Source organism: Streptomyces aureus (assembly GCF_001418135.1).
GTDB classification, from domain to species: Bacteria; Actinomycetota; Actinomycetes; order Streptomycetales; family Streptomycetaceae; genus Streptomyces; species Streptomyces aureus_A.
In genome coordinates, this window is the sequence record NZ_LIPQ01000369.1 from 1 (window position 1) to 11,669 (window position 11,669).

Sequence of the window (11,669 nt, forward strand, 5' to 3'; positions counted from 1 at the left end):
TCCACTCCGGAGTGGACCGCGTAACGGGTCTTCCACTTGGGTGTCTGTTCCTCGGTGCGGACGCGGAGTTGCAGGTCGCGGAGCTCTCGCGGAGGGAAGCCCACGGTGCGGGTGTTGTCGGTGGTGGTGGCGCACTGGGTGCGGGCCGGGTAGCGGCGGTAGCGGCTCTGGGTGAACCTGGATACGATCAGCCGGGCCGCGGTGGGCGAAGAGGTCGGGTTGGGGTCGTGCCAGCCGCGCCGATCTGGCGCTGGGGGCAGGTGACCTGCCTGCGGTCGTAACCGATGTGGAAGTCGTCCCGGGCGAAGCCCTTGGCTTGGCGATGCTGCCGGGTGGGGTTGGTCGGCAACGGTTCGATGGTTATCCGCGTATAAGCTGCAGTGCAGAAACCAGACGTCACTGGTCCGGGGCTATCCGATAGCCCGCCGCGCTTCGGAGCGGGACGAGTTGTCCAGGGTGGGCGAAGCCCATCGCGTAGCGACGCCGTAGGCGCTCTTGACCACTCGGCGCGGTCCGCGCATTCCTGGCCTGATGACCCCGGCAGCCCTCTCGTGCACTTCAGCCGGAGGAAGCCGATCTCTGCACTTGAGCCCGTACCCGGCTGTGTACGTGAGCGAGCTTGTACCCCGACAACGGTGACCTGGTGTTCACCGGGCGGCTTGTTCCACGCGGGGCAGGGATGCGCAGCCGGAGTCGACTAGATGCTCGGCGGGTAGCAGCCCGCGGAGGGCCAGACGGGTATGGATCCCGGGCAGTGCCAGGCTGTCGTTGGTAGTGGCCACGTCCGTGATCACGTTGGGGACAGCGGGAGAACAGGTCTCGGCCAAGTGAGCGGCGAATCCCATCTCGCTGATGATGTGTCCTGACGTGCGTAGCCGGCCGAGGTGCCGTAGGGAGAGACGACGGCCCGCGACAAGGACGGCAGCTCGGGCCGACCTTCCTTCTCGGCGGTGCGCCCGTGCAGGTGTCCGCGGTGTCACGGTCGTAGTTCTGCACCATGATCTGGCGCAGGGCTCGGATACGAGCCCTCCCACGGACGGTTCGCCCGCTGGGCCGCCGACGGCACCTTCGACCGGCGCCTGGCCGCAGCACAGACGTGGACGAGGTGGACTGGCTGGTTGCGATCGACTCCACCATCTTGCGAGCCACCAACATGCCGCCGCCGAGGGGGCTCGAAGAACGAGGCCCCCGACGCTCCAGCGGCGGGCTGATCAGCAAACTCCACCTCGCCTGCGACGGCGAGGGCCGACCGCTGGCCCTGGCCGCCGGGGGCAGCCATAACGACTCACTCCAGGCCGAAGCCGTGATCGGCCCTAATTCTGCGGGAGCGTTGGCATCAGCTGGATTCTCGCCAGCGAGTCACAGCGCGCTGGCACAACGAGAGAGCGAAGGAGCCGAAACTATCCGCGAGCCTCTCCATGCTCTGACGGTCCGCGACGCCAGGATTCCAAACGAGGACAGGATACTCGCCTTCCTGATCCACTTGCGAGGAATCAAGAACGATCAATCCTCCCATTCCGTCGAACATTACAGCAATAAGGCCAGATGGCATTCCGTACTGACTGCAGGCATCCAGAGTCTCAGTCACGGAGCCCAGCAGCTTCTGTCCCATGGCAGGTGTTCGATACACGCCGAGGAACTCTTCGCCAGCAACATCCCAGGTTCCGAACTCTTCGATCAGGCGGCGGTACGAGGGAGGGAGTGCAGTACCCAGTTCATGCTCGGCGGCAGTGATTGTCGCTGTGTCGCAGCCGTCAGCATGGTTCGCAATGTCATTATTCTCGAGAACCAACCCGATCACTAGCGCGCTTGCCTCGACAGCGTTCGTCATCTGCTAAATCCCGCCGCTCGATTCTTCCAGTACTGGGTTCGCCACGCATCCCATGCTTCTCGATCAATACCGCTTGGGATCTTAGTGCCCGACTTCCAATGGAGCTGATGGTAGTTTCCGTAGTGCATCGAGTTTGTCACCTCGGCAAGCGGTCCCTTCTCTGTTTGGAGCATGTGATGCAGGTTCAGCGGCTTGTCATCCGGACCCATTGGAGCCAACCCCTGCTTCATTCGTTTGAGGTTGTCGCGACCGTACTTGTCCTTAGGTGACACGTAAGTCGGATTCACTAGGTCATCACGCTGGTACACCCGCTGGCCGTTGTGCTCAGTGAGCGACCAGATCGCACAGGTCGCGTTATGCACCAGGACTGGTGTCGATCCAGCCAGCACATAGTACGTGTGGAGGTCGTCAACGGTCAGGTTGTATGTGCGCGCCTTGCGGGTGAAGTTGCGATTTGCCGCGATGGCGACTGTTTGGCCCGATTCGGTGAGGAGTGTCATCCCCGGGGAGAGCTGGCCGGCTTCGATCCAGTTTCGCTCTGACGGTGACCAGAACGGGTGCTCGTGTGTGGCGGTGAGTTTCGAAGGCCCGTGGGGTGTGGAGATGGTGAGTTCGTTGAAGTGCTTGTCGTCTTCGGTGACGATGAGGTGAGTGACCTTCCGAGGTCCTGACTCGCCATTCTGGGGGTCGGTTGCCCTGACTTCGTCGCCTAGTTCTATGTCTTCGATGTTTTTGGTTCTGCCGTCTGCCATCAGGACAGCAGTTCCGGCAAGGAAGCACTTGCAGCCGGGGACCTTCAATTTTCGGGCGACAATTGCGAGCACGAAGTCGAATGTGATCTTCGCGGCGCCTTGAGCGCTCCTGCCCTGGTTGAAGTCTGTGGCGACCTCGCTGCCTCGAGCGACAACGCCTTCGGCCATGGCCTGGGCGGGATTGATCCGATTGTTCAGATCCGAAAGGGCTTCCTTGCAAGTTCCGTCCCAGGAGATGCAGTTTCCGATATTCGAGAATTCGGTGGAGGCCCCGTTCCAGACGGATTGAACAAACTTTGGTCCCTCCGCCACGAAGGTGTCGGCGAATTGGGAGAACCAGCCCTTCTTGCCGGCATCTCCGGTGCCACCAGCTGTTCCCGTGGTGTCGGTTGTTCCTGTGCTGGCGGGTGTTTCCGTGTTGCCGCACGTGTAGTAGCAGCCGCCAGGTCCTGTTCCACCTGTGGGAACACCGGGTGTGGTGCTTTGGCCTCCGCCGGGGCCGCCGCCGGGCTCGTTGTTGCCTGTTCCGTCGTCGAGCCACAGGCCGGTGGGATCGCTCTTCGAGACGGGGTTTCCGTTGGAGTAGGTGTACCCGTTCATCTGGAGCGGGTCGGTGAGGTCGATGACCGGGTCGGCGGAGAGGAAGCGGCCTGTGTTCTGGTCGTATTCGCGGGCGCCGATGTGGGTGAGGCCGGTGGTGGTGTCGTCGATGCCGACGCCGAGGTAGCTGCGCTTGTTGGGCCAGGCGGCAGGCTTGGGCCCGCGGAGTTCGCCGTAGGGCTTGAACGCGCGGCGCGTGACGGGCTGCTCCGGGGAGATCGCCACCGATGTCTGAGCGGTGCCGAGGTGGTCGGCGATGAGGATGGCGAGTGCGTGGCCGGTGGTGGCGCTGTTCGCGGTGGTGCGTACGACGGTGGGGGTGCCGGCCTGGCCGTAGGAGCGGGAGGCGCGGGTGATGGTGGTGCCGTTTGTCGTGAGTTCGGTCTCGCCGAGGTACAGGGTGCTGCCTGTGGGCGAGTTCTCCAGGATGCGGTTGCCTTCGGCGTCGTAGACATAGGTGGTCTTGACGCTGCCGGCGGTGTTCGACTCGAGCTTGTGCTCTGTGGTCCACTGCAGGGTCTGGTCCTGGGTGGTGCCGGGTAGGTCTCGGGTCTTGGTGGTGCCGGTGGGGTTATAGGTGTAGCTGCTGCTCTTGCCGGTGGTGGTGGAGGCGGCGGAGAGCAGTGTGTGTGGCTGGGTGGCGCTGTAGGTGTAGGTGTAGCTGGTGTCGTTGGCGGTGACGCCTGCCGGGTCGTGGTCGGTCATGGTGGCGCGGTTGCCGAGCCGGTCGAAGGTGAAGGACTGGTGGTAGGCGGTCGTGCCGGTGGCGACGGTGCCGGCGTAGGGCGCTGTCTGCGCGAGGTTGGCGGGTGCTGTGGTGCCGGCGTCGGGGGTTGCGTCAGCGACGGGGCCGCTGGAGGGGGCTCCGTCGGGGCGGTGGCCCCAGGTGTCTCCTGAGGCGGCCTTGCATCCCTTGCCGCCGGTTTCTGTTTGTGTGAGGGCGGGCGGTGTGATGGAGGAGGTCCAGGCGTTGACCAGTTCGCCCATGGCGTCGTAGGTGAAGCACTGGTTGTCCCAGGTCCTTACGGATCCTTCGGTGTTCTCCCGGGCGCTCGCAGTGATCATGCCCGATGCGTCGTAGGCGTACCGGGCGTCCGTGATGCGGTGGGGCAGGGCGGTTTCCCGGTCGGTGACGCTGCGCTGGAGGCGTCCGGTGTGTTCGTCGATGAAGTTGGTGGTCCAGACCCGGGAGGGCTGGGAGCCGGAGACGATGCGGAGCGGTTCGCCGTAGGGGGAGTAGGTGACGTCGGTGGTGTACCAGTTGTGGCCGGAGGTGGATTCGGGAAGGCCGTCCTCGTTGTAGCGGGTGATGACCCTCTCGCTGTTCAGTCCTCCCCTGGCGGGGAGTGTGACTGACAGGGGCTTTCCGGTGGGCGTGTAGCTGTACGTGTACGTGTACGTGCCGGACAGGCCAGCGGTCTTCGCGTTGACGGGGATGACTGTCTGCCGGCTGGTGGGCCGGTATTCGGTGTCGACGCTGGTGACTCGGTTGATGTAGTCGCCGTCGGCGGTGTGCCGCTTGGATGCCGTCAGCAGGCCGATCCAGCCGACCTTGCTGACGTTGTCGTCCAAGTCCGTGTCGTACTTGAACTCCTTTACCGGCGTGGCTGTCGCCGAGCCCTGGCGGACGGTGGTGGCCCGGCCGAGGGCGTCGTACGTGGTGTAGGTCGACTGGCCGAGTGCGTCGGTGACGGTGTCGGGGCGGTCTGCGGCGTCATAGTGCGTGGTGGTTTCGCCGGTGTCGGGGTCGGTGGTGGAGGTCAGCCGGCCTCGTGCGTCGTAGGTGTAGGTCCAGGCGTTGCCGGCAGGGTCGGTGACCTTGTTGCGGTTGCCGCGCTTGTCGTAGCCGTAGGTGGTCTTGCGGACCTTGGCACCATCGGTAGGAGGTGTGGCTTCGGTGAAGTATTTGATCTGGGTGACGCGGCCGAGGGCGTCGGTGTCGGTGATGGTGGTGGGGGTGGTGGAGCCCGCAGGGTCCACCTTGACGCCGGTGTCGGGAAGGTAGGTGGTGGTCTTCGGGTCCTGGGCGCTTTGGCCGTGGTAGGGAGTCTGCCGGATCGGGCGGCCCAGCCCGTCGTAGTTGGTCTTGACCGAGCTCTGGACGAGGGTGGGTGTTTGGACCTCGAACAGTTCCGTGATCACCTCGCCCTTGGCGAGGTAGCCGCCGGTCTGCGCCTTGACCAGGCCGTGGTCGTTGTACTTGGTGTCTGTGACGATTCTTCCCGGGCCGTGGGCCTCGGACTGTGTCTGGACCTGGCGCATCAGGCCGTCGTAGAGGGTGACCTGACGGGCGTAGGAGCCGTCGTCCTTGAGTGTCTTGACGGTCACCGCTGCGGGGCGCGTGTTCTGGCCGGGCGCGGCGCTGGCCGCTTGGTAGATGATTTCGACGTTCGGGGTCTGGGTGCCGGAGGAACGGGACGCGGACCAGCCCTTGACCAGGCGGCCGAGCCCGTCGTACTCGGTCTTGGTGACGCGGCTATTGGGGTCGGTGACGGTGAGTGGCAGGGCGCGACCGGGGTCGAAGGCTGTGGTGGTGGCGTGCTGTGCGGCGTTGATGGTCTTCACCGATGTGACAGGGCCGCCCTGGTCGCCGGGGGTGTACTGGGTCTCGGTCGTCTCGGTTGCCCCGGCGGTGCCTGATCCCGGCTTGGTAACGGTGCGGACGCGGCCGAGGGGGTCGTACGTCGTGGTGGTGGTGACCGAGTGGGAGGTGCCGGTGCCGTTGACCGCGGACACTGAAGTGGGAAGGCCCCTAAAGAGGGTTCCCCCGTTGTCGTAGGTGAAGTGGACCGAGCCCTTGAGTTCGGTGGTGGGATCGGCGGTTGCCTGTCCCGCGCACGTTGTCGCGGTGGAGCGGGTGGACTTGGGCAGTCCGATCAGCCACACCGTGCTGGCGTCGTTGTGGACGTACTCGGTGGTGGCGCAGGCCTGGTCGGACAGCGTCTCACCGCCGGTGCCGTCCGGCTTGACGACGGCGGTCTCGACCGTGAGGGGGAGTCCGTGGTTGTCGCGTTCCAAAGTCGTGGTCCGTACGGCCCGCCAGGTGCCGCTGATGGACTGGATGGTTTCCGACTTCTTGGCGCTCGTGCGGTGGGCCAGCAGCGCGGTGAGGTCGGGGTCGCCTTCGGTCTCACGTGGTCGAGAAGCGGTTTCCTCGGACTCGGGGAAGACTCGTGTCCGTGTCTCGAACGGCGGCTTTGTCGCACGGTCCGCGGCGGCAGCGTCGACCGTGTTGTTGTCGACGTTGAGGTAGTCACGGGATTGGTCGGAGTTCAGGAAGGTGAGGGTCTCGGCCGTCATGCCGGCGTACTGCGGCTCGTCATTGCCGAGGACGGCGCACCGGTCCTCATCGGGATCTGCGCAGTCGTAGATGGAGGCGTCGATGGAGTCGAAGACTTTTCCGCCAATGCCCTGGAAGTAGCGCGTCACGGACTGCGACTGGGTTTGAGTCCCGGGGCTTGTCTTGTTGCCCTTGGTGACCGTTACTTGCCGATGCCCGCGCCAGTCGCTGTAGGTGCGCAGGTCCGGGCGGAGGAATTCGTCGTCGCTTTTGGCCCAGGCGGGGCCGAAGTAGGTGAACTCGGTGCGAATGGGGTCGGCGAAGAGGCTGGCCACCTTGTCGGTCTCGGTGACCGAGTCGACGACGTACTTGTTGAACCAGGCCTTGGGGGGAGTGTCCTCTTCGCCGTCGGGGGACCAGTGCACCGGGTAGCAGTAGGTGTTGGCTTTGCCCTTGTCGGCGGCGGGCTGGGTTGCGCAGCCTCCGGTGTACTCGACTTCGATGTTGGCGCCAGCTTCGGTGGCGATGTTGCCGATGCGCGGGCGGGTGAAGCCGGGTCTCTTGCCGCCGGTCGTGGCGGGGACGAGGTTGGGGAGTTGCTTGTCGTCGAGCGGGCTGCGCAAGGGCGATGTGGGGCGGGATCCGACCGTGTAGTGACCGAAGCTGACGCCGTCCTTGGACTGGGGGGTCCCGGTGGCGTCACCGGGGCGGAAGCCGGTGCGGGTAATGGAGTTGAGCCAGAGGCCCGGTGAGCTGTCGTACCAGTCCTCGGGGAAGGACTGGTGGAGCGTGTAGGTGTCGACCTTGCCCTCGCCGTAGCCGGGGCGGGCTGCCTTCGTGGTCACCGTGTCCAGACGCTTCTGGGTCCAGAAAGACGGGAAGGAGGGGCAGAGCTTCGAGGTCGATTTGCAGTTCAGCGCGCCCGGGGTGTCCCACCAGGGACGGTATGCGGCCGGGTCGTTGGTCTTGGCGAAGTTGGCGGGGTCGCAGGCGGTGGTGGACTTCAGGCAGCGTTCCTCCGCGCCGAACTCGACCTTCGCGGATCGCTTGGTCAGGTCGGCGGCGCGCATGCCGTATTCGATGCTTGTGGGGTAGGCGGAGCGGTCGTACTGTTCGGGCTTCTTGTCGCGCTTTCCGCGGACTGCGTAGTGGTTCGTCTCCTGGGTCCAGTTGACGATCATCACGTTGCCGTGGACGTCCTCGACCTTGTCGAGGCCCCATCGCCAGGCCTGCTGCTTGTCTTTGCCCGTCGCGGGATCCGTGCCGCACCGGGATGCGGCGAAGGATGTGATGTGGTGGCAGGGCTCGCCGGGGTGGTTGCCGTAGACGGGGACGGTGGACACGGAGTTGGTGTCGGAGTGGCCTCCGTTGACCTGGTTGAGGCCGAAGTGGTATTTGGTGCCGTCCGTGGTGGTGACGACCCAGTACTCGCCGTTGTTGTCGCGGTTGGTGCCGCCGGTGCGACGCTCGATGCGGGTGCCGTCGTCACGCTGAGGGCGGTAGGTCTCGACGGAGGTTTCGGCGTTGCTGCCTGCGGGGGCGTCGCGTACGAGTTGGGTGGTGCTGCCGCCGAGGGACATGACTGCGTTGTACGACGCCCAGCACAGGTCGCTGCTCTTGTCGGCCGCGGCTGTGTTGTTGGGCGTGCCGGCCGTGAGGTCGTGGGTGTCGTCCTGGCAGCTGCGGTAGCGGCGTTCGATGTGGCCGGGGTCGTAGTCCCAGCCCTCGCCGATCCAGGAGGCCTGGGGGGAGGATACGGCCGTCCGCCCGTCGACGGTCTGGGAGTTGTAGGAGAGTGTCACGCTCGGCGTGGGGCCTGCCGGTGCGGGCGGCATGGCGAGGGAGTAACTCCAGGTGAACGCACCTGAGGAGCCGCCCGCGGACCATGCGCCGCTGGAGGCCAGGGGTGTGGCCTTGAAGGAGCCGCCGGGGCCGGTTCCGGAGTCCACCGCGCCGATCAGGGCCTTGTCGCCGCCCGCCGCGGCGGTGGTGTAGGACGCCTGCAGCACGCCGGTGCCGGCCGGGTGGAGTCCGCCGGTGAACAGGGCGGGGGTGTTTGTGCCGTCCCACGTGGTATCAACGGTTGCGGTGACCGAGTTGGTGGCGGGGTCGTTGATCGTCTCCAGTTCCTTGTACGCCTGGCAGGCCTCGTCTTCAGGCATGGTCAGGTAGCACTCGGGGAACTGGACGAGGCGCAGACGGGAGGCCCAGTCTGCGCCGTGGAAGTCCTTGAACTTGCTGTAGTCGAGCTGGACCAAGATGGGCACGGAGGCGTTGAGGGGGGCCTGGACCGTCACGAGTGTGCCGACCGTCAGCGCCCGGTCAACGGCATTGATCTCCGTGGTGCGGTCGACGACTGTGGCCGCCCAGTCGCCGGTAGGTACGGGTTGGCCTCCGGCCTGGCCGAGCTTGACCGGGACGTTGGGGACCTGCACCGGGGCACTCGTGGTCTCGGTGGTCGACTCGGCCATCAGGGCCGTGCTGAGGCCGGACCCGAAGGACACGGTGCCGGTGTTCGCCGGCGGGAGTGTCGAGGTTTCGGCGGGAACCTGCTGAAGATCGGCGGGGATATCGACCTTCAGCGTGTCGAGGTCCTTCTCGAACACCACGCCGTCGGCGGGCTTGTCCGTCTTGAGCTCTTCAAGTTCGAGTGGCTCGACCACTTCGAGGGATTCCCGGCCGGTTTCGGTTGTCGCCGGGTCGGGCGGCAGGGCCAGCGACTGGGCAGGCAGGAGGCCTACCAGCAGGGCGGCGCCCAGGGCGGGTATGACGGTTCGCCGCGCACGGCGGCGCGCAGACGAGATTCGACCGAACAAGGCGGGGGCCCTCCGGACCACTTGGAGCGGGACCGGAGCGGACCGCAGGTGAATGCACTTCAGATTGAGCAGATTCTGCGGTTGAACTGTGAAGGAACACCAGAGCGTATGACTTCACGTGAATAACATCACGGAGCGTAATCATTCGAATCCGCCTAGATGGCGGTTAAACGGCTTCTTTCATTGCAGACATGCGGTCATCAGATCAAGATCGATAAACAGTGTGATCGCTCCATATGCCTCTGAAACGCCATTCGGTGATGCCTTTTCACTCCTGTTTGGCACTCCTTGTCTCCTTGGAGGAGTTGCTGGCCCTGTCGTCTGCGCGCCGCACTGCGACGGGGGTGGCGTCCGCAGTCGGCGGGCAAGGCTTCTCGCCTCGTCTGAGCGTGGGGTGACGACGGGAGATGGATGGGTCATCATCGGCTCGCCCAGCCATGCCCATCGGAGACGTGCTCTGCTCCGGACTCAGTCATCCAGACGTCATGGCCGGCTCAGTGGTTTCAGCCGGTGCCGTGAGAGCCCGGATGCTCGGGAAAGGGTCCCTCACCTCATGCGACAGACACGGCGCCGGCTGCCCGGCAGGCGGGTGAGTGCCGTGGCACTCGCCACCGCGCTCGCTGCGGGCGCGATCACCTATGCGGGATTCGAGACAGCACCCCACGACGACGCCTCCCAGCCGTCCACCGCCGGCCAGGGTGACGCGGCTCGGAATCAGCAGCCGAACTCGGCCACCCAGACATCCGCATCCGCGCTGGCCCGCAAGACCGGGAAACAGGTCGAGGTCACCGCGGAGCGGACGGCTCGCTCGACCACCTGGGCCCGCCCCGACGGGCTCATGACCAAGAAGCTCTACGCCTCCCCGATGTGGGCGAAAGTCGGCCAGGGCTGGAAGCCGATCGACACCACCCTGCGCCGCACAGACGCAGGCTGGGAACCGACGGCGACGAATACGCACATCGTCTTCTCCGCGGGAAGTATGGCTGCCGCCTCCGAACGGGCATCACGCCAGAAGGCGCGCCGCGCTTCCCTGCTGCCCGCGGCCGCCACCGAGGAAGGCACGGCGAGCCCTCTGGTCACGCTGACGGTGGGCGAACCCGAATCCCACCAGATCCAGTTGACCTGGCCCGGCCCCGTCCCTACGCCTATCATCGACGGCTCACGGGCCCTGTATCCGGAGATCCTCCCGGGAGCCGATCTGGTCCTGACGGCCGACGACGACGGTTTCGCGCAGCTCATCGTGGTGAAGAACCGTCAAGCGGCAGCGGACCCGAGGGTCACACAGCTTTCCTACGGACTCTCCTCGCCTACTCTGACCTTCCGCCTCGACGCGGCGTCCGGCATCGTCGGGGCGGAGAACCCCGACGGGGACGAAGTCGCGCTGTCGCCCACCCCCCTGATGTGGGACAACAGCGGAGCACCCGCCGTCACCGATGGTGAGATGGGCGCCTCGTCCCAACCGACCGCGTCCGAGTCGCCCGAACCATCGAGGAGTACGGAAACCTCAGCGACACCGAGCCCCAGCGCAAGCACGGAGGATCTGGCAAACGACCTGGTCGACCCCGAGGGCGAGGTACTCCCCACGGCCACCGACGAGCCCGGCCCCACGCTGACCGAGGGGCCGCTACCTACGGCCCCCGCAGAGCCCACACCGGAACCGTCCCAGACCGGGTCGGCGGCCACCCTCAGTCTGCCGCTTCTCAACGGCCCTTCCCCTGAATCCCGCGGCGACCTGGTCGAAGCCGACCTGTCCGACGGAAACTGGCTCCTGACCCCGAGCCAGGACTTCCTCAACGACCCGGCAACCGTCTACCCCGTCTTCATCGACCCCACGGTCAAGAAGCGCACCCAGGACTGGACCACCGCCTACAGCCGCCACCCCAACGCCACGTTCTTCAACGGCAAGGACTTCAACAAGGGCGGCACCCACGAAGCCCGCGTCGGCTACGAATCCGACACCTGGGGCACCTCCCGCTCGTACTTCAACATCTCGTACGACAAGAACCTCAAGGGCGCAAAGATCCAGAAGGCCACCCTGCGAATGCTGGAGACGTACTCCTGGTCCTGCAGCGCGCGGGCCATGTCCGTCCACGTCACCAGCCCCATCAACGGACGCACCAACTGGAAGAACGCCCCTCCCCTGACCGACTCCAACCTGGCCGCACCCGCACGCAGCTTCGCCCACGGCTACAAGTCCCACTGCCGGGACGAATACGAGACGTTCAACGTCCTGGGCGCCGCGCAGAAGGCCGCCGACCAGGGCAAGAGCATGATCACCTTCGGCATGCGGGCCAGGGACGAGAAGTCGCAGTACGCGTGGAAGAAGTTCCAGGCAGACGGTGACAACGCCCCCTACCTGGAGCTCACCTACAACCGGCCCCCCACCGCCC

General features: G+C 65.6%; 3 protein-coding genes. 1 reads left to right on the forward strand and 2 read right to left on the reverse strand.

Going from position 1 to position 11,669, the window contains the following annotated elements; genetic code table 11:
* Positions 1 to 1,336 precede the first annotated feature (1,336 nt).
* Together AOK00_RS37585 and AOK00_RS27605 are read right to left on the reverse strand one after the other, a co-directional pair.
* Positions 1,337 to 1,831, reverse strand: a complete 495-nt coding sequence (locus AOK00_RS37585; protein WP_079042226.1) for an SMI1/KNR4 family protein — start codon at positions 1,829 to 1,831, stop codon at positions 1,337 to 1,339.
* The gene (locus AOK00_RS27605) at positions 1,828 to 9,279 is read right to left on the reverse strand and encodes an HNH/ENDO VII family nuclease (protein WP_079042227.1); all 7,452 of its coding nucleotides are present in this window, start codon (positions 9,277 to 9,279) and stop codon (positions 1,828 to 1,830) included. Before AOK00_RS27605 ends, AOK00_RS37585 begins: the two co-directional genes overlap by 4 nt.
* 553 nt (positions 9,280 to 9,832) lie before the next feature.
* On the opposite strand from AOK00_RS27605, the gene AOK00_RS27610 reads away from it, so the two are divergent.
* Positions 9,833 to 11,669 (forward strand): DNRLRE domain-containing protein (locus AOK00_RS27610; RefSeq protein ID WP_159041862.1); only part of this gene is annotated, 1,837 nt, incomplete at its 3' end.